The sequence below is a fragment of the Streptomyces sp. NPDC000941 genome (genome assembly GCF_053599555.1).
Window position 1 is genome coordinate 18,971 of the sequence record NZ_JBSFMM010000076.1, and the last position, 22,467, is coordinate 41,437.

21 protein-coding genes are annotated in these 22,467 nt (G+C 72.5%); 13 read left to right on the forward strand and 8 right to left on the reverse strand.

What is annotated here, in order from left to right; all coding sequences use genetic code 11:
* Positions 1-8: 8 nt before the first annotated feature.
* From ACWDSL_RS24210 to ACWDSL_RS24225, 4 genes are all read right to left on the reverse strand, one after another.
* Positions 9-491 (reverse strand): nuclear transport factor 2 family protein, encoded by a 483-nt coding sequence (locus tag ACWDSL_RS24210; protein ID WP_450488638.1) that lies wholly within the window; start codon positions 489-491, stop codon positions 9-11.
* Between the two features lie 146 nt (positions 492-637).
* The gene (locus ACWDSL_RS24215) at positions 638-1,726 is read right to left on the reverse strand and encodes a serine hydrolase domain-containing protein (RefSeq protein ID WP_450488640.1); all 1,089 of its coding nucleotides are present in this window, start codon (positions 1,724-1,726) and stop codon (positions 638-640) included.
* Between the two features lie 8 nt (positions 1,727-1,734).
* Positions 1,735-2,523, reverse strand: coding sequence for a hypothetical protein (locus tag ACWDSL_RS24220; protein ID WP_450488642.1), 789 nt, complete (start codon positions 2,521-2,523; stop codon positions 1,735-1,737).
* 37 nt (positions 2,524-2,560) lie between these two features.
* A complete protein-coding gene (locus ACWDSL_RS24225) occupies positions 2,561-3,214 on the reverse strand; it encodes a class I SAM-dependent methyltransferase (RefSeq protein ID WP_450488644.1) in 654 nt (217 codons plus the stop codon).
* A 160-nt stretch (positions 3,215-3,374) separates the two neighbouring features.
* On the opposite strand from ACWDSL_RS24225, the gene ACWDSL_RS24230 reads away from it, so the two are divergent.
* A complete protein-coding gene (locus tag ACWDSL_RS24230; protein ID WP_450488646.1) occupies positions 3,375-3,800 on the forward strand; it encodes a hypothetical protein in 426 nt (141 codons plus the stop codon).
* Here the strand turns inward: ACWDSL_RS24230 and ACWDSL_RS24235 are convergent.
* Positions 3,790-4,200: an SCO4983 family protein gene (locus tag ACWDSL_RS24235; RefSeq protein ID WP_450488648.1), complete on the reverse strand. Its 411-nt coding sequence runs from the start codon at positions 4,198-4,200 to the stop codon at positions 3,790-3,792. The genes ACWDSL_RS24230 and ACWDSL_RS24235 overlap by 11 nt on opposite strands.
* A gap of 120 nt (positions 4,201-4,320) precedes the next feature.
* Positions 4,321-5,532 (reverse strand): pyridoxal phosphate-dependent aminotransferase, encoded by a 1,212-nt coding sequence (locus tag ACWDSL_RS24240; protein WP_450488692.1) that lies wholly within the window; start codon positions 5,530-5,532, stop codon positions 4,321-4,323.
* A 262-nt stretch (positions 5,533-5,794) separates the two neighbouring features.
* Between ACWDSL_RS24240 and ACWDSL_RS24245 the strand changes: the two genes are divergently transcribed.
* From ACWDSL_RS24245 to ACWDSL_RS24280, 8 genes are all read left to right on the forward strand, one after another.
* A complete protein-coding gene (locus ACWDSL_RS24245) occupies positions 5,795-7,438 on the forward strand; it encodes an ABC transporter substrate-binding protein (protein WP_450488650.1) in 1,644 nt (547 codons plus the stop codon).
* Between the two features lie 5 nt (positions 7,439-7,443).
* On the forward strand, positions 7,444-8,403 hold the full coding sequence (locus ACWDSL_RS24250) for an ABC transporter permease (RefSeq protein ID WP_450488694.1): 960 nt from the start codon (positions 7,444-7,446) through the stop codon (positions 8,401-8,403).
* Entirely contained in the window at positions 8,400-9,308 is a 909-nt protein-coding gene (locus tag ACWDSL_RS24255; RefSeq protein ID WP_450488652.1) for an ABC transporter permease, read from the forward strand. The genes ACWDSL_RS24250 and ACWDSL_RS24255 overlap by 4 nt, the downstream gene beginning before the upstream one ends.
* Positions 9,308-11,149 carry a dipeptide ABC transporter ATP-binding protein gene (locus ACWDSL_RS24260; RefSeq protein WP_450488654.1) on the forward strand — a complete coding sequence of 614 codons (1,842 nt, stop codon included), beginning with the start codon at positions 9,308-9,310 and terminating at the stop codon, positions 11,147-11,149. Before ACWDSL_RS24255 ends, ACWDSL_RS24260 begins: the two co-directional genes overlap by 1 nt.
* 138 nt (positions 11,150-11,287) lie before the next feature.
* Positions 11,288-13,348, forward strand: a complete 2,061-nt coding sequence (locus ACWDSL_RS24265; RefSeq protein ID WP_450488656.1) for a CocE/NonD family hydrolase — start codon at positions 11,288-11,290, stop codon at positions 13,346-13,348.
* Positions 13,345-14,001, forward strand: coding sequence for a TetR/AcrR family transcriptional regulator (locus ACWDSL_RS24270; RefSeq protein ID WP_450488658.1), 657 nt, complete (start codon positions 13,345-13,347; stop codon positions 13,999-14,001). The genes ACWDSL_RS24265 and ACWDSL_RS24270 overlap by 4 nt, the downstream gene beginning before the upstream one ends.
* A 79-nt stretch (positions 14,002-14,080) precedes the next feature.
* Positions 14,081-14,632 carry a P-loop NTPase fold protein gene (locus tag ACWDSL_RS24275; protein ID WP_450488660.1) on the forward strand — a complete coding sequence of 184 codons (552 nt, stop codon included), beginning with the start codon at positions 14,081-14,083 and terminating at the stop codon, positions 14,630-14,632.
* A 76-nt stretch (positions 14,633-14,708) separates the two neighbouring features.
* The gene (locus ACWDSL_RS24280; RefSeq protein WP_450488662.1) at positions 14,709-15,017 is read left to right on the forward strand and encodes a hypothetical protein; all 309 of its coding nucleotides are present in this window, start codon (positions 14,709-14,711) and stop codon (positions 15,015-15,017) included.
* A 63-nt stretch (positions 15,018-15,080) separates the two neighbouring features.
* On the opposite strand, the gene ACWDSL_RS24285 is transcribed toward ACWDSL_RS24280, so the two are convergent.
* Together ACWDSL_RS24285 and ACWDSL_RS24290 are read right to left on the reverse strand one after the other, a co-directional pair.
* Positions 15,081-16,703, reverse strand: a complete 1,623-nt coding sequence (locus tag ACWDSL_RS24285; protein ID WP_450488664.1) for an N-acyl-D-amino-acid deacylase family protein — start codon at positions 16,701-16,703, stop codon at positions 15,081-15,083.
* Between the two features lie 178 nt (positions 16,704-16,881).
* On the reverse strand, positions 16,882-18,192 hold the full coding sequence (locus ACWDSL_RS24290; protein WP_450488666.1) for an amino acid deaminase: 1,311 nt from the start codon (positions 18,190-18,192) through the stop codon (positions 16,882-16,884).
* A 136-nt stretch (positions 18,193-18,328) separates the two neighbouring features.
* On the opposite strand from ACWDSL_RS24290, the gene ACWDSL_RS24295 reads away from it, so the two are divergent.
* The 4 genes from ACWDSL_RS24295 (at position 18,329) to ACWDSL_RS24310 (ending at position 22,379) form a co-directional block, all read left to right on the forward strand.
* Positions 18,329-19,426: a sugar kinase gene (locus ACWDSL_RS24295; RefSeq protein WP_450488668.1), complete on the forward strand. Its 1,098-nt coding sequence runs from the start codon at positions 18,329-18,331 to the stop codon at positions 19,424-19,426.
* Complete coding sequence (locus ACWDSL_RS24300) at positions 19,423-20,265, forward strand: IclR family transcriptional regulator (protein WP_450488670.1); 843 nt, start codon at positions 19,423-19,425, stop codon at positions 20,263-20,265. The genes ACWDSL_RS24295 and ACWDSL_RS24300 overlap by 4 nt, the downstream gene beginning before the upstream one ends.
* Positions 20,266-20,289: 24 nt before the next feature.
* Positions 20,290-20,703: a RidA family protein gene (locus tag ACWDSL_RS24305; RefSeq protein WP_450488672.1), complete on the forward strand. Its 414-nt coding sequence runs from the start codon at positions 20,290-20,292 to the stop codon at positions 20,701-20,703.
* A gap of 203 nt (positions 20,704-20,906) precedes the next feature.
* Positions 20,907-22,379 (forward strand): GntP family permease, encoded by a 1,473-nt coding sequence (locus tag ACWDSL_RS24310; RefSeq protein ID WP_385628986.1) that lies wholly within the window; start codon positions 20,907-20,909, stop codon positions 22,377-22,379.
* Positions 22,380-22,467 lie beyond the last annotated feature (88 nt).

The following is a 22,467-nucleotide window of genomic DNA, read 5'->3' on the forward strand; positions in this document are numbered from 1 at the left end:
TCCGTGGTCTACGGCTGCCGGGGCGAGCTGACGCGCTCCGTCGGGCCGCCGAAGGGCAGGAACGTCGTCCGGGTGGCGAGCAGCCAGACGCCGTTCTCCTTGCGGAACGTGTCCTCGTAATGGCCCACGTTCGCGGGCAGGCGGGGCGGCAGCATGCCGCCGGTGTAGCCGTCGACGCGGTATGTCGCGAAGTACGACGTGGCGGCGGCTGTCGCCGGGGAGTCCACGGTGACCAGGACGTTCGTACACATCCGCCGCGACAGCCGGTCCGCCGGCCGCGACCCGAAGTACTCCCGCAGCGCCCCCCGCCCCTCGATCCTGCGGGCGCCCTGCGGCCACTCCCATACGCCGTCGGGCGTGAACAGCTCCGCCACAGTGGCGGGGTCTCCGAGGTCGAGGCGGCGGAGGAATTCGACGATCAGCCGCTCACAGGCGCGCTCGGCGAGCAGGTTGGCCAGGGCACGGTGGTCGGATCCGGCTTCGGTGGACATCTCCACTTCTTACAGGCGCCGCGGGCTGTGTGGCGACGGGTTTTCGCGGGGCGCCGGTGTGTGAGATCCCCACGACAGCGACGTTGCGCCACGCAGGGTCGGCCCCGCGTGGGCACAGCGCCTACGTCGATGAGGCGCGCACGGCCTCATCCGGCGGGCGGGCCCGGTTCCACCGCCTGTGAGACCGCGGCGAGCAGGGTTTCGACCTCCGTGCCCCAGCGGGAGCTGATGACCAGGTCGCGGGACGGGTCGACCCACAGCAGGTGGCCGCCGCCGTTGCCGCGGGCGCAGCGGCCGGTCGCCGGGGCAGTCGGCCATACGGTGTGGTGGTCATTGAGCCACCAGGACAAGCCGTAGTTGGGCTTGTGCCGGCACGGGGTCCACATCTCCTCGATCCAGCGGCCGGACAGGACCTGCCGCCGGCCCCATCGGCCGCCGCGCAGACACAGGTGCCCAAGGCGGGCCAGGTCGAGCGCGTTGATCCACAGGCCCCCGCCCCAGTGGGCGCCGCCGGAGACCACCGGTACGCGGGCGCCGTCGACGTCCGTGAGGGAATTGGCGTAGCCGTGCCAGGACCAGGACGACGAGGCGCCGATGGGGTTCATGACGCGGTCCCGCAGGACGTCCGGCAGGGCCCGCCCGAACAGAGCGGTGAGTGCCAGGGCGGCGAGGTTCACACGGACGTCGTTGTACGCCCAGCCCTCACCGGGCGGCCCGCCGGGCGACTCGGTGCCCTCCCGCGTGCTCTGCGCGTCGACCGATGTCGGCTTCCCCCACAGCTCGCCCTCCCACTGGCTCGTCTGGTCCAGCAGATGGCGCCAGGTGATGCCCCGCCCGTGGTCGTCGGCGAACTGCGGCAGCCCGACGCGGACCGCGACCGGCTCGTCGAGGACGAGCAGCCCGTCGTCGTGGGCGATTCCGGCCACCAGCGCCAGCACGCTCTTCGTCGCGCTGTACGCCATCTCGGCGCGCGCCGGATCCCCCCAGGACGCGAGGACCGCGCCGCGCCGGACGATGACCCCGCTCGCGCCCTGGCCGTCCAGCAGCGGGCCGATGACCTCCCGGTAGGAGTCGTCGGCCACCTGGGCGGCGAGATACGAGGCCATGTCCTCGATACCGGGCACGGGGCGCTCGCCCTGCTGCCGGGCCGCCCGCGCCACGGCCTCCGCGTCCACGCCCTCCCCGGGATCCCCGGCGCCGACCGCCTCGTCCAGGCCCGCAAGTACCTTGTCCATTACCGCCCTCAGACCTTCCCGCGACCGCCGTGCGCGGTCGACGGCTCATGAGCTTCCTCTACCCGCGGCGATAGTTCCGCGAGCATCGGGCACAGGCGGGTGGCGAGCGCTGGATCGGATCGTTCCAGTTCCTCCGTCGCGACGGTGAGAGCCGCGGTCAGGGCGCGGCCCAGCTCCGGTTCCGTGAGCGAGCGGACGAGAGTGCTCTCCAGCGGTGCTGTGACTTCTTCGGGCAGCAGATGGGCGCCCTTCGCATGCGCGGCGGGGTGGCCCAGCCGCAGGCAGGCCAGCGTGATGACGTGGTCGCGGATGGCGCTGATCCAGTACTCGGCTTGCCACCAGCGCCTTCTGTGCAGGCAGATGCGGGCGTGCAGGGCGTGATGCCAGACGAGTCCGACCAGGGTGTTGTGGTCGGGGTCCTGGAAGGGGTCGAGCGACTGTGTCCGGCCGAAGACCGTCTGCCACTGCGGTCCCCTTGGGCCGAACTCGGCCTCCGGTGCGAAGGTCAGATCGAGCTCGAGCCAATCCGGCAGCAGGAAGACGCGGATGACCCGTGAGCCGGCCGGCAGATCCCAGTGGTGTCGCGCGCCGAGCTCGTCGTAGAGCCACCGCGTCCATCGGTCCAGCGTCGCGGGCAACTCGCCGCGGACGGCGAGGACGAGGTCGGTGTCCGACCAGCGGTCATCGGCCCCCGTTGCGTACGAGCCGGTGAAGGCGGCGCCGACGATGGCGTCGTCGGCTTCCGCCTTCGCGAGCAACTGGCCCCGGACACGGCTCCGTTCTTCGCCGCTGAACATCACACGACTCCCCTTGTGGCCCTCGGGCCGGCCTGGTTCAGATGCGGGCGATCAGCGCGTACCGCTCATCGCTGACCGGTCCGCCCCACAGCTCGCCGTCGCCGCTGAGGTCGTCGATGCGCAGCTCGGTCACGAGGGGGCGGACGGCGGCCGTCAGGTCTTGGGCGGTGATCCCTTGGTGCCAGGGCAGGGTTTCGGCGCCGGCCACGTACGGGACGCCGCTCTGCCCGGCCTCGCGCCATCGTCCTTCGACCAGGACGAGGGTGCCGCCGGGGCGCAGCCGGGCGGTCCACTGGCGCAGGGCGGCGTGCGGGTCGGGCAGGGTCCACAGCAGGTGGCGGCAGAGCAGCGCGTCGAAGCGGTCTTCGCCGGTGGGCGGTTGGGCGGCGTCCCCGACGAGGAAGGTGCCGGTGAAGCCGGCGGCGGTGAGCTTGGCCCGGGCCTGGTCGACCATACGGGGCGCGAGGTCCACGCCGGTGACGTGGTGACCGGCCGCCGCCAGCAGGTGCGCGAGCGAGCCGGTGCCGCAGCCCACATCCAGCACGCGGGCCGGCGCGGGCGGCATCCAGCTCTCCAGGAGGCGGGCCCACGCCTGGCGGGTGTGCTCGGCCCGCAGGCCGTGATCGGGTTCGTCGTCGAAGTCGGGCGCGGCGGCGTCCCAGTAGGCGGTGATGGCAGCGGTATCCGTCATGGCGCGATCGTCTCAGCCGCCGCTGACAACGCCCGGGACCGGTCCCCGCCCGGGTGCGGGACGGTCAGGAGGTGCCGGGGGTCCGCCTCGGCCGAGGGGTGCACGTGGCGCATGTGGTGCATGTGGTGCATGTGGCGCATCGTGGGAAAGGTGAGATCTGATGGTGGATCAGGTCCTGGAGCGCATGCCGGGCAGGGTCAAGTTCGCCGTGGCGGGCGTATGGGCTCAGGCTGTGGCCAACCTGATCGCCGGGGGCTCGCTGCTGTCCGAAGTGGACAGCCGGCTCGGCCACGGCCAGGAGGTCTCGGAGCCCGGTCTGGTGCGGGGGCTCGCGTACTTCTCCATCGTCATGGCGGTACTGCTGGCCGTCGCCAGCCTCTTCGCGCAGAAGCGGTTCGGGTGGGTGTGGACCGTGTTCGTCGTCGTCGAGACGCTGGCCGTGGTGGGCGCGCTGTTCGGGGTCGTGGCCGTTTGGCTGGGGCTTCAGGGTGTGAGCGCGGGCTCCATGGCCATCAGCCTGGTCCTCCCCCTCGCGATCGGCGGGGCGCTGATCACCGGCCGGGGGCAGGACTGGTTCAGCCGCTGATGCCGAGGGCCGCCGCGTGGGTCTCCAGGTGCTCGGCGGCCAGGGCGGTGGCGGATGCGTCGTCGCGGGAGGTGGCGACGACCAGGGCGCGGCCGGCCAGGGTGTGGGCGCGCTGGCGGAGGGCGGTGATGTGGGCCGGGGTGGTGGTGGTCGCGGTGGGGGCGGCGCGGAAGGGGGAGCGGCCGTCGCGCAGCCGGGTGATCTGGTCGGTGAGGCGCTGGGCGGCGGTGTCGAGGGCGGGGGCGGGGGTGAGGGCGCGCAGCTCGTCGGTCACGGTCAGCAGCGCGGTGAGGTGGCCCGCCAGCTGGTTGTCCAGCTCCTCCTCGCGGGAGCGGTGGGGGAAGTCGAGCCTGGGCTCGGCCATGGTGTGGACCGATTTGGTGCGGATCGGCTCGTACATGGATGGCCTCCAAGGGTTCTCAGGAGACCATCCTAACTTAGACTCTGTCTAAAGTTGAGCTCCCGCTAAGGGGCGGATCCGTCGGGGTGGCCGAACGGCTGGTGGGAGCCGGTGCCGGCGTCAGTGCTGGCTGTAGCCGTCCAGGAACTTTCCGATCCGCGTCACCGCGTCCGCCAGGTCCTTCTTCGCCGGGAGCGTCACGATCCGGAAGTGGTCCGGCTCCGGCCAGTTGAAGCCCGTACCGTGCACGATCATGATCTTCTCGGAGCGCAGCAGGTCCAGGACCATCTGCCGGTCGTCCTTGATCTTGTAGACCGTGGGGTCGAGCCGCGGGAACGCGTACAGCGCGCCCTTCGGCTTGACGCAGCTCACGCCCGGGATCTGGGTCAGCAGCTCGTACGCCGTATCGCGCTGCTCAAGCAGCCGGCCGCCCGGCAGCACCAGGTCCTTGATGGACTGGCGGCCGCCGAGGGCCGCGGCCACCGCGTGCTGGGCGGGCATATTGGCGCACAGCCGCATATTGGCGAGGATGGTCAGGCCCTCGAGGTAGCTGGTGGCGTGGGCCTTGGGGCCGCAGATCGCGAGCCAGCCGCTGCGGTAGCCCGCGACGCGGTACGCCTTGGAGAGCCCGTTGAAGGTCAGGGTCAGCAGGTCGGGGGCGACGGCCGCGGTGGGGGTGTGGGTGGCGCCGTCGTAGAGGATCTTGTCGTAGATCTCATCGGAGCAGACGACCAGGTTGTGGCGGCGGGCGAGCTCGGTGAGGCCCCGCAGCATCTCCTCGTCGTACACCGCGCCCGTCGGGTTGTTCGGGTTGATGATGACCAGGGCCTTGGTGCGGTCGGTGACCTTGCGCTCGATATCGGCCAGGTCGGGCATCCAGTCCGACTGCTCATCGCAGCGGTAGTGCACGGCGGTGCCCCCGGCGAGTGAGACCGCTGCGGTCCACAGCGGGTAGTCGGGGGAGGGGACCAGGACCTCGTCGCCGTCGTCGAGCAGGCCCTGCATGGCCATCTGGATCAGCTCGGAGACGCCGTTGCCGAGGAATACGTCCTCGACGTCCAGGTCGATGCCCTTGGTCTGGTAGTGCTGCATCACCGCGCGCCGGGCGGACAGCAGCCCCTTGGCGTCGCCGTATCCGTGCGCCCCGCCGAGGTTGCGGAGCATGTCCTCCAGGATCTCCGGCGGGCATTCGAAGCCGAAGGTCGCGGGGTTGCCGGTGTTGAGCTTGAGGATGCGGTGACCGGCAGCCTCCAGTCGCATCGCCTCCTCGAGTACCGGGCCCCGGATCTCGTAGCAGACGTTGGAGAGCTTCGTGGACTGGATCACCTGCATGTCGGCCACCTTACGGCGGTGTAACCGGGACCGCTCGGTGTTCTTCGCCACGTCGGCGGCGTAAGGCGGCGCAAGGCGGTGCAACGGGGCGTCTTCGGGCGTCTCCGGGCGGATGGGACGGCGGCGCGCGCCGGGTAACGAGTCGGTTTCCCGGGTTGATTTCCGCGCGCGAAGGGTTGGCCCGGACGGGTCGGCTGGCTATCGTTCACGCACTTCAACGAATCGTTCCGCTGAACGAATAGCGGAGAAGGGTGGCCGGCCCATGTCCGACACCTCACCCCGACACGCCCCGGGGGCGGCCGGTATCCCGCCCACCCCGGGGGCGGCCGGGATACCGCGCAGGTCGCTGCTCGCCGGCGCGGCGGCGAGCGGCGCCGCGCTCGGTGCGTCCTGGCTGCTCAGCGGCTGTTCGGGCGCGGCCTCCGCGTCCCCGGCCGACGCCCTCCCCACCGCCGGGCCCGCCGGCCGCCCCGACCGCGGCGGCACCCTGCGCATCGCCCGGCCGCCCGCCTCCGACGCCGAGACCCTGGACCCGGCCAGCTCCCTGTCGGCGTACGAATACCTGGGCGCCCTCTACAACCGGCTGGTGCGGATCGGCCCCGACGGAGCCCTGGCCCCCGACCTCGCCGAGTCCTGGGAGCCCGACGAAGCCGTCCGCACCTGGACCTTCCGGCTGCGCCGCGGCGTCACCTTCCACGACGGCCGCGCCTTCACCTCCGCCGACGCCGCCTACACCCTGCGCCACATCCTCGACCCCAAGACCGCCTCCCCGCAGGCCGGCGTGCTGGCGCCGCTGGTCGACCCGAAGCGGCTGCGCACCCCCGACGCACACACCCTCGTCGTCCCGCTGAAGTCCCCGAACGCCGAGTTCCCGAGCCTGCTCACCAACTACAACTGCTACGTCATCCCCGACGGCAGCGCCGCCTCCATCGGCCGCACCGGCATCGGCACCGGCCCCTTCAAACTGGTCTCCTTCACCGCCGCCGGACCCGGCCGGATCACCGCGTACCCGGACCACTGGGCCGGCCGTCCCGTCCTGGACTCGATCGACTTCTACTCCGTCGCCGATATGCAGGCACGCTCCAACGCCCTGCTCGCCGGCCAGGTCGATCTGCTCTCCCAGACCAACCTGGACTTCGCCACCGCCCGCGTCGTCGCCAACTCGTCCCGCGCCACCGTCGCCCGGGCGAAGAACGCCCAGTGGTACGTGCTGCCGATGCTCACCACCGAGAAGCCCTTCACCGACATACGGGTGCGGCAGGCGATGAAGCTCGCCTACGACCCCGAGCACGTCCTGAAGGTCGCCCTCCAGGGCGCGGGCACCGTCGGCTGGGACAACCCCGTGCCGCCCACCGACCCCGGCCACCTCGCCACCCACCCGGCCCACGACCCCGAAAAGGCCCGCCACCTGCTCAAACAGGCCGGGCAGGAACGGCTCGCGGTCGACCTCTACACCTCCTCGTACGACCCGATCTTCACGCCCATGGCCCTCGCCTACCAGGAGTCCGCCAAGCGGGCCGGCATCCGGATCCGGGTCAGAACGGCCGCCGCCGACTCGTACTACACCCAGATCTGGATGAAGAAGCCCCTCATGGCCACCTACTGGTACACCGGCCGCCCCGTCGACCAGCTCCTCAACCAGGTCTTCCGGGGCGGCTCCTCGTACAACGAGACCGCCTGGGCCGACAAGGACTTCGACGCGCTGCTCGACCGGGCCCGCCGCGAGACCGACGACGCCCGCCGCCGCGAGCTCTACCGGCAGGCGCAGAGCGCGGTCGTGGAGCGGGGCGGGGCGATCACCCCGATGTTCGCCGACCGGCTCGTCGGCATCTCCCGCAAGGTGCGCGGCTACGCGGAGCACGGCTTCGAGTTCGACTACCTCGGCATCGGGCTGAAGGGGGCGTGAGAGACGTGCTCTCCTTTGTCGTACGACGGGTCGTGGCCGCGCTCGGCACGCTCCTGCTCTCCTCCGTCCTGGTCTTCCTCGCCGTCCAGTCCCTGCCCGGCGACGTCGCCACCCAGGTGCTCGGCAAGGACGCCACCCCCACCGCCGTCGCCGCGCTGCGCGACAAGCTCCACCTCGACCAGCCCGCCTGGGAGCGCTACCTGGAGTGGGTCAAGGGCGCGTTCCACGGCGACTTCGGCACCTCGCTCGTCAACGTCAAGCCGGTGGGCGGCGAGGTCTCCCAGTACCTCGGCAACTCCGCGCTGATCGCCGTCGTCACCGTCCTCTTCGCGGTCACCGGCTCGCTCGTACTGGGCATCGTCGCCGGCCTCTACCGCGACCGCTGGCCCGACCACCTCATCTCCACCGTCAGCCTGATCGGGATGAGCGTCCCCGAGTTCGTGGTCGCCACCGTGCTGGTGCTGCTCTTCTCCATCGCCGTCCCCGTCCTGCCCGCCGTGGTGCTCTACGGGCCCGACGCGAGCGTCGGACAACTGCTCCCGGCTGTGTGGCTGCCCGCCGCCTCGCTCGCGATCGTGATGGCCGCGTACATCGTGCGGATGGCCCGTACCTCGGTCATCGACGTCATGGCCGGTGAATACGTCACCACCGCCCGGCTCAAGGGCCTGTCCACCTGGCGCGTGGTCACCCGCCACGCCCTGCCCGGCGCGCTGCTGCCCACCCTGCACGTCATCGCGCTCAATGTGGCGTGGCTGGTCGGCGGGGTGGCCGTCGTCGAGAACGTCTTCAACTACCCGGGCATCGGCAAGCTGATGCTCTCCTCCGTACAGAACCGCGACCTGCCCGTCATCCAGGCCATCGCCCTGATCAGCGCGGTCGTCTACGTCTGCTGCAACCTGGCCGCCGACCTCGGCGCCATGGCCCTCAACCCCAAGCTCAGGACCCGAGGAGGGCGGACTCGATGAGCACCCTGAAGACCCCCTTTGTTTCGGCCGAGCGGGTCGAAGCTCCCGCCGCCCGGCCCGGCTTCGCCGCCCGCACCTGGCGCACCGTACGCTCCTCCCGCGCCGCCACCATCGGGCTCGCGATCGTCGCCGTCCACGTCCTGATCGCGCTGCTCGCCCCCGTGCTGACCTCGTACGAGCCGACGGTCGGCGACGCCTCGCAGGCCCTGCTCGGCCCCGGCGCCGACCACTGGGCGGGCACCGACCAGTACGGGCGCGACGTACTGGCCCGGGTGCTGTACGGCGGGCGGTACGCGCTCGGCGTCTCCGTCGCCGCGACCGTGCTGACCATCTCCCTCGGCACCGTCCTCGGCTGCGCGGCCGCGCTGCGCGGCGGCTGGCTGGACGATGTGCTGATGCGGGTGCTGGACGCCGTGCTGTCCATCCCCTCGATCCTCGCCCTGCTGGTCGTCGTCACCGCGCTCGGCACCGGGCCCGCGGTCATCGTGCTCGCCATCGCCGTCGTCTACGTCCCGCAGGTCGTACGGGTCGTCCGCGGCGCCGCGCTGGCCGTCGCCCCCGCCGACTACGTCACCGCCGCGCGCGCCCGCGGCGAGCGGACCTGGTCGATCCTGTGGCGCGAGGTGCTGCCCAACATTGTTGACGTGGTGTGCGTCGAGTTCGCGATGCGCGCCTCGTGGGTGGTGCTGCTGATCAGCTCCCTGTCCTTCCTCGGCTTCGGCGCCAACCCGCCCACCCCCGACTGGGGGCTGATGGTCGCCGAGAACCGCACCGCCATCACCGTCGTACCGATGGCGAGCCTGGCGCCCATCATCGCCCTGGCCACGCTCGTGATCGGGCTCAATCTCGCGGCCGACGGCCTCTCCAAGGCGTGGGGCGTGGACCGGATCCGGGAGGGCTCCTGATGACCGCCATCGTTTCCGTGGAAGGCCTGAGCGTCGCCTACCGCTCCGGGGGCAGGGACGTCCCCGTCGTCCACGACGTCAGCTTTGCGCTGAGCCCCGGACAGACCCTCGCCCTCGTCGGCGAGTCCGGCAGCGGCAAGTCGACCGTCGCCGCCACCCTGCTCGGACATCTGCGGCACGGCTCGCGCATCACCGCGGGCACGGTGCGGGTCGACGGGCGCGATGTCTTCGCCCTCCCGGCGAAGGAACTGCGGCGGCTGCGCGGCGGTACGGTCGCCATGGTCGCGCAGAACGCCGGGCACGCCCTGACCCCCTCGATGCGGGTCGGCCGGCAGATCGCGGAGGCCCTGCGCGGCGACGCCGCCGACCGCACCGCCGCCGACCGCACCGCCGTCACCGACCTCCTCGACCAGGTCCGCCTCCCGCGCCCCGCCGAACTCGCCCGCCGCTACCCGCACGAACTCTCCGGCGGGCAGCAGCAGCGCGTCGCCATCGCCATGGCCATCGCCGCCCGCCCCAAGGTCCTCGTCCTCGACGAACCCACCACCGGCCTCGACGTCATCACCCAGCGCGGCGTCCTCGACCTGCTCGCCGCGCTGCGCGACGAACTCGGCCTCGCCGCCGTCCTGGTCAGCCACGACCTCGGCGTCGTCAACCACATGGCCGACGAGGTCGCGGTGTTGCGCGCCGGCCGGGTCGTGGAGGCCGCCCCCACCCGCCGCCTCTTCGCCGCGCCCGCCGACCCGTACACCCGGCGGCTGCTGGCCAGCGTCCCGCGCCTGTCCGACGCCGGTCTCGCCCTCGTCGCCGAGGACGGCACCCGCGAGATCCGCCCCAAGGCCCAGGTCCCGGCCGACGCCCCGGAGGCGGTCGCCGTCCGCGACATCACCATCGACTACGGCGCGAGCCGCGCGGTCGATGGAGTGTCGTTCCGGGTGCGGCGCGGGGAAGTGCTGGCGCTGGTCGGCGAGTCCGGCAGCGGCAAGTCCACGCTGGCGTGGTCGCTGGCGGGGCTGCGGGCGCCGTCGGGGGGTGAGATGACCGCGACGGGGGCGGGCGGGGGCGCGGGCACCGGCTCCGACGGCGACCTGACCGGCTCCGACGGTGACTTGACCGGGCCTGACGGGGACCTGACCGGGTCCCTTGGCGACCTGGCCCGCCCGGCCCGACAGCGGCCGCTGCCCCTCCGGCGCAAGATCCAACTGGTCTTCCAGAACGCCGACACGTCCCTGAACCCCCGGCGTTCGGTGGGCGATGCGGTACGGCGCCCACTGCGCTTCTTCGGCACGGCACCCTCCCGTACGGCCGCCGCCGCCCGCGCCCAACAGCTCATCGCCGACGTACGCCTCGACCCGGCCCTCGCCGACCGCCTGCCCGCGCAGCTCTCGGGCGGTCAGCGGCAGCGGATCGGAATCGCCCGGGCGCTGGCCGGCGAGCCCGACGTACTGATCGCCGACGAGATCACCACCGCGCTCGACGTCTCCGTCCAGGCCGAAGTGCTGCGCCTGCTCGACGATCTGCGGCGCGAACGCGATCTCGCGTGCCTGTTCATCAGCCACGACCTGGCGGTGGTGCGGGGGATCGCCGACCGGGTGGTGGTGCTGCGGCACGGGGTGGTGGTCGAAGAGGGCCCCACGGACGCGGTCTTCGCGTCCCCGGGCCACCCTTACACCCGCCGCCTCATGGCCGCGGCGCTGGACCCCGACGCGGACGCGGGCGTGGACGTGGACACGGACGCGGGGGTGGCCGACGACTGGCAGGACGCCGCGGCACCGGACGACATCTGGACCGACCTCGGCGCCGACCACCGCATCCGCCGCTGGCGCCCGGCGGCGCCATGACCGTCCGCGACGGCCCCTCCCTGACGGGGCGCACTCTTCCGCCCGGACGGGCGCAACCATCAATTGAGCAACCCCCATGGCGAGTAACCAGGTCCGCGAGAGCGGCGCCGGTTTAGGCGCAAAAGAAGGGCCACACACGTGAGATACCGCGAGCAGTTCGACCGCGAGGTCCAGGCGGAGGACGTCTGGATCCCCACCCGGGACGGCACCCGGCTGCACGCGCGGATCTGGCGCCCCGTCGACGCCGCCGCGGACCCCGTCCCCGCGCTGCTGGAGTACCTGCCGTACCGCAAGAGCGACTGGACCGCCCCGCGCGACGCGCAGCGTCACCCCTGGTACGCCGGGCACGGCTACGCCTCCGTCCGGGTCGATCTGCGCGGCAGCGGGGACTCCGAGGGCGTGATGCTCGACGAGTACACCGAGACCGAGCTCGCCGACGGGGTCGACGTCGTGGAGTGGCTGGCCGCCCAGCCGTGGTGTACGGGCAAGGTCGGCATGTTCGGCATCTCGTGGGGCGGGTTCAACTCCCTCCAGATCGCCGCCCTGCGCCCGGAGCCGCTGAAGGCGATCGTCACCGTCTGCTCGACCGACGACCGTTACGACAACGACGTCCACTACACCGGCGGCGCCGTCCTCGGCATCGACATGCTCGCCTGGGCCGGCACCATGCTCGCGTTCACGGCCCGCCCGCCGGACCCGGCCGCCGTGGGCGAGGACCGGTGGCTGCCCATGTGGCGGGAGCGGCTGGAGGCGCTGGAGCCGTATCTGCACACCTGGCTGGCGCATCAGGAGCGGGACGGCTACTGGCGGCACGGCAGCGTCTGCGAGGACTACGGCGCCATCGACGCGGCGGTCCTCGCGGTGGGCGGCTGGGCCGACCCGTACCGGGACACCGTGCTGCGGCTGGTGGAGCATCTCGACGCGCCCGTACGGGGGCTGATCGGGCCCTGGTCGCACCAGTACCCCGACCGGGGCCTGCCGCCGGGCCCCGCGATCGGCTTTCTGCAGGAGACGCTGCGCTGGTGGGACCACTGGCTCAAGGGCGTGGACACCGGGGTCATGGCGGAGCCGGCCCTGCGTTCCTGGATCAACGACCCGGTGCCGCCCGCGACCCACTACCCGGCCATGCCCGGCCGCTGGGTCGCCGACGACGCCTGGCCCACCCCGGCAGTCACCTGGGACGAGCGGCCGCTCGGCACCGGCACGGAGCCGGTGATCGTGCGCTCCCCGCTGCACACCGGCATCGACGCGGGCCGCTTCTTCCCCTTCGGCAATGCCACCGACCTGCCGCCCGACCAGCGCGAGGAGGACGGCCGTTCGGTCTGCTTCGACTCCGCGCCGCTGACCGGGCGTGTGGAGATCCTGGGCCGCCCGCGCGTCCGGCTGCGCCTGGACAGCGCCACTCCGCGCGCGCATGTCATCGCGCGCGTCTGCGACGTCGCCCCCGACGGCTCCTCGACCCTGGTCACCCGGGGCGTGCTCAACCTGCTGTCCCGGCAGGGCCGGGACAAGGCGGTGGAGTGGGTGCCGGGGACGTACGAGGACGTGGAGTTCGAGCTGAACGCCATCGGGTACGCCTTCCCGCCCGGCCACCGCATCCGCGTCGCCGTCTCCGACCAGTACTGGCCGTGGGTCTGGCCGCACGGCGAACGCGGCGAGCACGGCGAACGCGGCGAGCACGGCGAACGCGGCGAGCACGGCGAACGCGGCGCGCTGAGCGTACGCCCCGCGGACAGCGCCGTACTCCTCCCCGTACGCGACCCGGACGCCGACGCCGGCCGCCCGCCGGTCACCTTCGAGGAGCCGGAGCAGGCCCCGCCGCTCCCGGTGACCACCGAGCCACCCGCCAGGCCCCGGCCCGAGCGGGTGGTGCGGCACGACGTGGCGACCGGGGAGTGGACCCTGGAGGTGGACCCCAACTACGGGGGCTCCCGCACCTACCCCGACGGTCTGCGCTACGAGGAGAGCGCCCTGGAGACGTACCGGATCCGCGGCGGCGACCCGCGCTCGGCCGTGGCAAGCTCCCAGTGGACCATCCGGCTGCGGCGGGGCGACTGGGATGCGGCGATCGTGACCAGTACGGAACTCCGCGCGACGGCCACGGAATTCATCATGGACAGCAGCCTCGAAGCACGGGCGAACGGAGAAACAGTGGCCAAGCGCAGCTGGCACCACACCACCCCCAGGACCTCGGCATGACACGACCTGCCCGCCCCAAGGCCCCCCGGCGGGCCGTCGCCGCCTCCGAGCGCACCCGGCAGCCCACCGAGGTGCGCCGCCGCCTGATCGTGGAGGCCGCCGTACCGCTCATCATGGAGCGCGGTTCCGCGGCGGTGGGCGTACGCGATGTGGCGGCCGCGGCGGGGGTCTCGGTCGGCACGGTCACCTACCACTTCGAGAGCGTCCAGGAAGTCCTCTCCGAGGCGATGGTGCTGCACATCGAGCGCTACTACGCGGCGCTCAGCGAGGCCGCCGCCCGCGCCACCAGCGGCGCCGAGGGGCTGCGGCTGCTCATCGACGCGCTGTTCACCGACGACACCGACCGCCACTGGCGGATGTGGTTCGACTACTGGCACGCGGGCGACCGCGACCAGGCCTTCGCCCGCGGCCAGACCGAGCGCTACGAGAGCTGGCACGGCGAGATCCGCTCCCTCGTCGAACGGGGCGCCGACGAGGGTGACTTCCGCTGCGCCGACGCCGCCGACTTCGCCGTGCGCTTCGCCGCCCTCGCCGACGGCCTGGCCCTGCAGCGGCTGCGCCAGGCCCCGCCGCTGAGCACGGAGGCCGCGCGGCGCCACCTCTACCGGCTGGTGGAGGTGGAGTTGGAGCCGGGCGCGGCACGGGGGCGGTGAACCGTCCGCCGGGAGCCATCGGTAGCCGTCGGGAGCCATAATGGCGGGGGTCGTATGCCGACACGGGGGACGGTGAACGGTGACGGACTCAGCGGGTTCCGGCGAGCGGACGCAGTTTTCCTTACTCAACGACGAGCCGGTGGCCGCGGAGCCGGACGATCAGCTCGGCGCCGGGCTCGCGGCGAGGCGCCTGGCCCAGTTGCTCCTCGCCTCGCGTGCCGCCACGCCCTTCACGCTCGCCGTGGACGCCGGCTGGGGCATGGGCAAGAGCAGCCTGATGCGGCTGGTCGACGCGGAGCTCCAGAAGGAGCCCGGCGTTCATGCCGTCTGGTACAACGCGTGGACCTCCACCGGCGCCGACGCCCTGGAAGGGCTCATCAAGTCGGTGCTGATGCGCTTCGACCGGCGGGTGCTGCGCCGGGGGCTGCAGCGGGTCACCGAGCAGCGGGCCCTGATCCGGGCGGCCCGCGCCCTCCTGGTGCTGCTCGCGGGAGCCGGGTCGGCGCGTCCCGGTCGCGGGGCGTGCCCGTACCTCAGTCCGCATCCGTACCTCAGGCCGTGCCTCAGGCGCCGACACAGCAGTCCCGGCCGCTGTCGGCCCCGCTGGCGGGCTTGCGCATCCTCTGGGTGACCGATCGCCCCCAACTCAACCCCCACGTGGTGGGGATGCTCATGGAGCGGGGAGCGGGGAGCGGGGAGCGGGGGAGGTGGATGTCGCCCGCGACCAGGAGGAGGCGGACCGCGCGATCGAGGTCCTGCCCCCCGACCTGCTGATCTCCGATATCACCAGGGGCAGTGAGCAGGAGGGCGGCCTGGAGCACATGGAGCGGTTGCGGAGGGAAGGGTATGACGGTCAGCTGATCTTCTTCACCAGCCGCGTCACGCCCGCGCGCCAGGCCCGCGCCCGGGAACTGGCGGCCCTGGGCGTCACCTCCGACCCACAGGAGCTGCTGTTGCTGGCCGACCTGGCCGCCGCCCGCCACGTCGCCGCACCCCACCCCCGCTCGGAGCCATGAGGCCCGTCGGCTCACCCTGTCTGCTCATCCTGTCTGCTCATCCTGCCTGCTCATCCTGCCTGCTCAGCCCTGCGGCGTACGCCGCACCGACCGCCCCGCCAGGACGTCCGTACGCCGCCCGTCCTCGATGACGAAGCGGCCGTCGATGAGTACGTGCGGGATCCCGGTCGGCAGGGTGCGCGGGCACTCGAAGGTGGAGCCCGCGGCGACCGTTTCCGGGTCGAAGAGGACCAGGTCGGCGCGGTAGCCCTCGCGGACCAGGCCCCGGTCGGGCAGGCGGAGGCGGGCCGCGGGGCGCGCGGTGAGGTGGGCCACGCACTCCTCCAGGGACAGCACGCCCAACTCGCGCACATAGCGGCCCAGATACTGCGGGAAGGTCCCGTACGCGCGCGGGTGCGGCTTGGCGCCTTGCAGGATGCCGTCGCTGCCGCCCGTGTGCACACGGTGCTTCATGATCGCCCGCACGTTCTCCTCGTGCCCGGCGTGCTGCAGGATCGTCGAGCCGAGCCGGTCCTCCAGCAACAGCCGGCGCGCGGTGTCCCATGGCGCCTCGCCGCGCTCGTGCGCCGCCTGGGCGACCGTCCTGCCGACGTACGCCTCCAGGGCCGGGGCCGGGTGGCTGACCCCCGAGATCTCGATGGTGTCCCAGTCGACGGGCACACCGTGACACCCGTCGGCCCCCTCCACCTCCATGACATGCCGGATCCGCTCGGCGGTCGCCTCGTCCCGGAGCCGCTCCAGGATGGCCTGCGGCCCGCCCTCGGCGGCCCAGCTCGGCAGCAGCGCGGCGAGCGTGGTGCAGCCCGGGAGGTAGGGATAGGTGTCGAGGCTGATGTCGGCGCCCTCGGCGAGCGCCCGGTCCAGCAGCGCGAGCAGTTCGGGGGCGCGGCCCTTGTTCAGGCCGAAGTTCATGGTCGCGTGCGCGAGATGCAGCGCGCAGCCCGCCTCGCGGGTGAGCGCCACCATCTCCTCGTACGCCTCCAGGGCGCCAGCGCCGTACGAGCGGTGGTGCGGGCAGTAGTAGCCGTCGTACGCGGCGACGACGCGGCACAGCTCGGTGAGCTCGGCGTCGGACGCGTACATCCCGGGCGTGTACGTGAGCCCGGACGACAACCCGGCCGCCCCCTGCGCCAGGCCCTCCGCGACCAGCCGCTTCATCCGCTCCAGCTCGTCCGCGGTGGCGTCCCGGTCCGCCCAGCCGACCGCGAGCATGCGGACGGTGCCCTGGGGGATGAGGTACGCGGCGTTGACCGCGATGCCCTGGCCGTCGAAGCCGTGGTCGAGGCGGTCCAGGTACTCGCCGACGGTGCGCCAGCTGAAGTCGATGTCCGAGCCGTCGCCGTTCCAGCCGGTGATGGCCGTACGGACCTCGGCGAGGCTGCGGTCGTCGACGGGCGCGTACGACAGGCCGTCCTGGCCGATCACCTCCAAGGTCACGCCCTGCGCGGCCTTGGCGGAGTGGTCCGGGTCGCGCAGCAGCGCGAGGTCGCTGTGCGCGTGCATATCGATGAACCCGGGCGCGAGCGCGAGTCCGCCGGCCTCCACCACCCGCCGACCTGCCGGGCGCGGCCCGGCGCCCTCCGCCACGATGCGGGCGATCCGCCCGCCGTCGACGGCGACATCAGCCCGATACCGCGCGCCGCCGCTGCCGTCGATGACCTGCGCGTCGCGAATGACCATGTCCATATGCGCTGCCTCTCCCTGTCCGTATCGCTCCGCGCCTCCGGCGCGCTGTCTTCCCCGCCCACCCGCCCATGGGGCTTGGGGGGGAGCCCCCCAAGCCCCCCGCTCCGCGGCCTGCGACGGCCCGGCGAGGGCCCCGCCCCGCCAGGAGTGGGCCGGGACCCGGCGGCCGGTGGGTGGGCTAGAAGAAGGTGCGGATGTAGTCCGTGACCGTGCCGTCCGCCTCGGCCACTGGGATCAGCTGCCACTTGTCGAAGCTGGTGCAGGGGTGGGAGAGGCCGAGGCCCACCCAGTCGCCGACCTCCAGAGAGACGCCCTCCTCGACCGCGAGCCAGGTGTGCTGGTCGGAGAGGCCGGTGACGGTGAGGCCGGCGGCGGGGCGTTCGGGGCCGTCTGGGGAGCGGATGAGCTGGGGCTCGGGCAGGTCCAGGTCGTACGCCGCGTCGCGCTTGCCCGCGTTGAGGAAGGCCTGGCCGGGTTCGGGGCGGGAGACGACCTGGGCCCAGAGGCGGAAGGCGGGGTGCAGGGCGCCTTCGTCGGGGATGCGGTTGAAGGGGGTGATGTGGCGGTAGTGGCCGTCGTCGTGGGAGACGTACGCGCCGGAGCGCAGCAGCTTCAGGACCGGGCCGGACAGCTCGGGCAGCTCCGCGAAGACGTCCGCGACCGCGTCGAACCACGCGCTGCCGCCCGCGCTGACCACGATCTCGTCCGCGTCCGCGAACCGGCCCTCGCCGTCGAAGGCGACGGCCAGCGCGGTGAGGCGGCGCAGCCACGCCCGTACCCGTTCGCCGTCCGGCTTCGGCACCTCGCCCTCGTAGCCGGCGACGCCGACGAGGCGGAGGGTGTCGGTGGCGGCGACCGCGTCGGCGACGGCCGTGCAGTCGGCCTCCGTACGGGCGCCGGTGCGGGCGCCGGGGCCCGCGCCGAGTTCGACGACGACATCAACCGAGCGGCGGGCGCCGGCCTCGCGCAGGGCCGCGTCCATGAGCTCGACGCCGCGCGGGGAGTCGACGTACGCGATGAAGCGGAAGTCGGGGTCGGCGTCCAGCTCGTGGGCGAGCCAGCCGAGCGCGGCGGCGTCCACGATCTCGTTGGCGAGGAAGATCCGCTGGATGCCGAAGGCGCGGTACATGCGCACATGGGTGGGGACGGCGGCGGTGATGCCCCAGGCGCCGTGGGCGAGTTGGCGTTCGAAGAGCTGGGGGGCGAGGGAGGTTTTGCCGTGCGGGGCGAAGGCCAGTCCGTGGGCGGCGGAGTAGCGCTCCATGGCGGCGAGGTTGTGCTCCAGGGCCTCGGCGGACAGCACCAGGACGGGGGTGGTGAAGCCGCCGGTGAACAGGGAGCGGCGCTCGGCGGCCAGCTCGCCGACCGTACGGCCTTCGGCGCTGGGGGGCAGCCCCTTGAAGCGGTGGTCGACGCGCTCGCGGGCGAGGCGCCCGACGGGGGAGTCGGGTGTGTCGGCGGCCTGGTTGGCCGGGTGGTCGGCGGCCATGGAGCCTCCCATAAATCCTTGGTTGCAATATGTGCAACGGTCATTGCGTATAGCGCTTAACGGTGTCTAACATCCCGCCGAGCACCCGGTCAACGGTGCGCGCGCCACACCCGAGCCAGCAAGGAGTCAGCCCCTCGTGTCTGCAGACCTCCACGCCGACACCGCGGACGTCGCCGACGCCGTCGACGTCGTGTGCCTCGGCGAGTCGATGGTCACCTTCGTGCCGTCCTCACCGGGCCGGCTCGCCGACGTGCCGGCGTTTTCGCGGGGGATCGGCGGTGCGGAGTCCAACGTGGCGTGCTCGCTCGCGCGCGTCGGACACACCGCCCGGTGGATCAGCCGCGTCGGGGCGGACGGGTTCGGGGACCATCTCGTCGCGGAGATCGCCGCCGCGGGCGTGGACGTCTCGTATGTGCGGCGCGACCCGGACCGGCCCACCGGCATCTACTTCCGTACGGCGGGGGAGCGGGCGCTCACCGAGGAGGACGAAGGGAAGCTCTCCGAGGTCGTGTACTTCCGGGCCGGGTCCGCCGCCTCGGCCATGTCCCCGGGTCTGGTGCCCCGCGAGTGGGCGTGGTCGGGCCGCGTTCTGCACCTCACCGGGATCACCGCGGCCCTCTCCGACGACTGCCACACCCTGATGCGGGAGCTCACCGCCCGCGCGCCGGGCCGCCCCCTCCTCTCCTTCGACGTCAACTACCGCACGGCGCTGTGGCGCGGTCGGGACAGCCGACTCCTTCTCGATCTTGCCCGCGGCTGCGACCTCGTCTTCGTCGGCGAGGACGAGGCCGTGGCCGCCTGGGGGCTGCGCGGCGCGGACGCGGTCCGGGCGGCCCTGCCCGAGCCGGCGGTGCTGGTGGTCAAGCAGGGGAGCGCGGGCGCCACGGCGTACGCACGGCAGCCGGACGGCGGCGACGCGGTCACCTTCGAACCGGCCCTGGACGTCGATGTGGTCGCGTCCGTCGGGGCCGGTGACGCCTTCGCCGCCGGGTTTCTGTCCGGCACCCTGCGCGGGCTGTCCGTCGCGGCACGGCTGCGGCACGGCCATCTGATGGCGGCCGCCGCCCTCACCGTCCCCGGCGACCTCGGCACCCCGCCCGCGCGCGAGCGCGCCGACGGCCTGGTCGCTCTCGACGCCGGCGCGTGGGGCACACTGCGATTCGGCCCCGGCTGGACGGACACCGGGACGCCCGGGACGCCCGGGACCGTGAGCGCGGAGGTGCCCCACCCATGAGCCAGACCGTCGACCGAGCGCTGAGCATCCTGCCGCTGCTGGCAGAGGGCCCGGCCAACCTGGAGCAGGTGGCCAAGCGGCTCGGCGTGCACAAGACGACCGCGCTGCGGCTGCTGCGCACCCTGCATGAGCACGGAATGGTCTACCGGCAGCAGGACCAGCGCTACCGGCTCGGCGCCCGTCTCTTCGCGCTCGCCCAGCAGGCCGTGGAGAACCTGGACGTGCGCGAGATCGCCCACCCGTATCTGGCCGGGCTCAACGAGCAGTGCGGGCACACCGTCCACCTCGCCGTGTACGAGGAGAACGAGGTGGTCTACATCGACAAGGTGGAGAGCCGCTACCCGGTCCGGATGTACTCGCGGATCGGCAAGCCCGTCGCCATCACCGTCGCCGCGGTCGCCAAGCTGCTGCTGGCCGATCTGCCCGAGGCGGAGCGGCGCGCGGTCGCCGAGAGGCTTCAGTACCCCGCGTACACCGCGCGCTCCACCCCGAACGCCACCGCGTTCCTCAAGGAGCTGGCGACCGTACGGGAGCAGGGCTGGGCCACCGACCTCGGCGGCCACGAGGAGTCGATCAACTGCGTCGGGGCACCCATCCGGGGTGCGGACGGGCGGGTGGTCGCCGCGTGTTCGGTCTCCGCGCCGAACGTCGTGGTCTCCGCCGATGAACTCATCGAGCTGCTGCCGCTGGTGCGCCGTACCGCGGAGGCGATCAGCCGCGAGTACTCCGGAAGCGCCCCGCCCGACGAACAGGACGAACGAGACCCCGAAGAGCCGGACCCCGAAGAGCCGGACCCCGAAGAGCCGGACCCCGACCAGCCGGACCCCGACGACAAGTAACCCACAGAAAACCCAAGGAACCCCATGAGCGAGAAGCTTCAGAAGATCGCGATCACCCCGGACACCCACACCACGCCCCCCGCCAAGTTCTCGCACGGCGTCAAGAAGGGCAACCTCCTCCAGGTCGCCGGGCAGGTCGGCTTCGGCCCCGCGGTCCCGGGCCAGGCGCCGGCCCCGGTCGGGCCGACGCTGCGCGAGCAGACCCTGCAGACCCTGCGCAATGTGCAGTCCGTCCTGGAGGCGGGCGGGGCGAGCTGGGAGGACGTGGTGATGGTGCGCGTCTACCTCACCGACACCGCCCACTTCGCCGAACTCAACGAGATCTACAACGACTTCTTCGCGGACCTGAAGGAGGCCCCGGCGGCCCGTACGACCGTCTACGTCGGCCTTCCCGCCGGGCTGCTCATCGAGATCGACGCGCTCGCCGTCCTCGGCTGACACCCGCGCCCGCGCCCGCGTCCGGGTCGGCGGGCGGGGTCAGCCCCGCCCGCCGTACCCCGCCGCTCGCCCTACTCCCTCCGCCCCCGCACCACCCTCGTCGGAATCCAGCGTTCTGAACCTCCGTACCCGCACCCCCAGTTCCCCCGCGCGCGGCCCCCCGCCGTGTGGCGGTCCCCCCTACCCGAAAACCGGAGCCCCCTATGCCGCTCACCGCCGCCCCAGCTCCCGAGGCCCCACCCCACACCGGTGGTCTCCTCATGATCATCGACGGCACCGCCGGTCTGCTGACCGTCGCCGCCCTGGGCATCGCCCTGCTGCTCTTCCTGATCATCAAGGCCCGGCTGCAGCCCTTCGTGGCGCTGCTCGGCGTGTCCATCGCGGTGGGCCTGGCCGCCGGTCTGTCGGTCACCGAACTCTTCGGCACGGTCCAGAAGTCCGACGCCGTCTCGCTCATCGAGTCCGGTATGGGCGGCATCCTCGGCCACATAGCCATCATCATCGGCCTGGGCACCATGCTCGGCGCGATCCTCGAAGTCTCCGGCGGCGCCGAGGCGTTGAGCGCCCGGCTGCTCGGCCTGTTCGGCGAGAAGCGCGCGCCGCTCGCGATGGGCCTGACCGGCCTGATCTTCGGCATACCCGTCTTCTTCGACGTCGGCATCTTCGTCCTCGCGCCGATCGTCTACGCGGCAGCCAAGCGCAGCGGCAAGTCGATCGTTCTCTACGCGATGCCGATGCTGGCCGGCCTGTCCATGACCCACGCCTTTCTGCCCCCGCACCCCGGCCCGGTGGCCGCGGCCGGGCTGCTCCACGTCGACCTGGGCTGGGTCATCCTGATGGGCATCCTCGTCGGAGTCCCGTCCGTGCTCGCCGCCTGGGCGTACGCCGCGTGGATCGGCAACCGCCTCTTCGTCCCCGTACCGCAGGACATGCTGGAGGCGGCCGAGGAGTCCAAGGAGGCCGTCGCCGCCGAGCAGCGCGCCGCGGGGGCCACGCCCGCGGAGCGGCCGGTGCCGGTCTCCACCGTCCTCGCGATCATCGGCACCCCGCTGGTCCTCATCCTCTGCGCGACCTTCTCCTCCATCGCGCTTGACCCCAGCACCGGCCGCTCGGTGATCGAGTTCTTCGGCCACCCCTTCGTGGCGCTGACCATCGCCCTGCTGCTGGCCTACTACCTGCTGGGTATCCGGCGCGGCTGGTCCCGTAAGTCCCTGGAGACCGTCTCCACCGCCTCCCTCAAGCCGATCGGCAACATCCTGCTGGTCGTCGGCGCGGGCGGGGTCTTCGGCGCGGTGCTCAAGGGCAGCGGCGTGGCCCAGGCGCTGGCCGACGCCTTCGACAGCGCGGGGCTGCCGGTCATCCTGCTGGCCTGGCTGATCTCGGTGGTGCTGCGCGTCGCGCAGGGCTCGGCGACGGTCGCGATCGTCACCACGGCGGGGATCGTCTCCCCGATGCTGACCGAGGGCGACTACTCGCAGGCGCATCTGGCGCTGGTCATCATGGCCATCTCGGCGGGCTCGATCTTCGCTTCGCATGTCAACGACGGCGGGTTCTGGATGGTCGCGAAGTACTTCGGCATCTCCGAGCGGGACACGCTCAAGTCGTGGACCGTGCTGGAGTCGGTGCTGTCGGTGGCGGGCTTCGTGGTCGCGGGGCTGCTGAGCCTCGTCATCTAGAGCAACGCCATTTTTTGGGGCGTGGACTGCTCCCCTGCCTCAGCGCCCCTCTCTGCCACAGCGGAGAGGGGCGCTTCAGGGCCAGGAG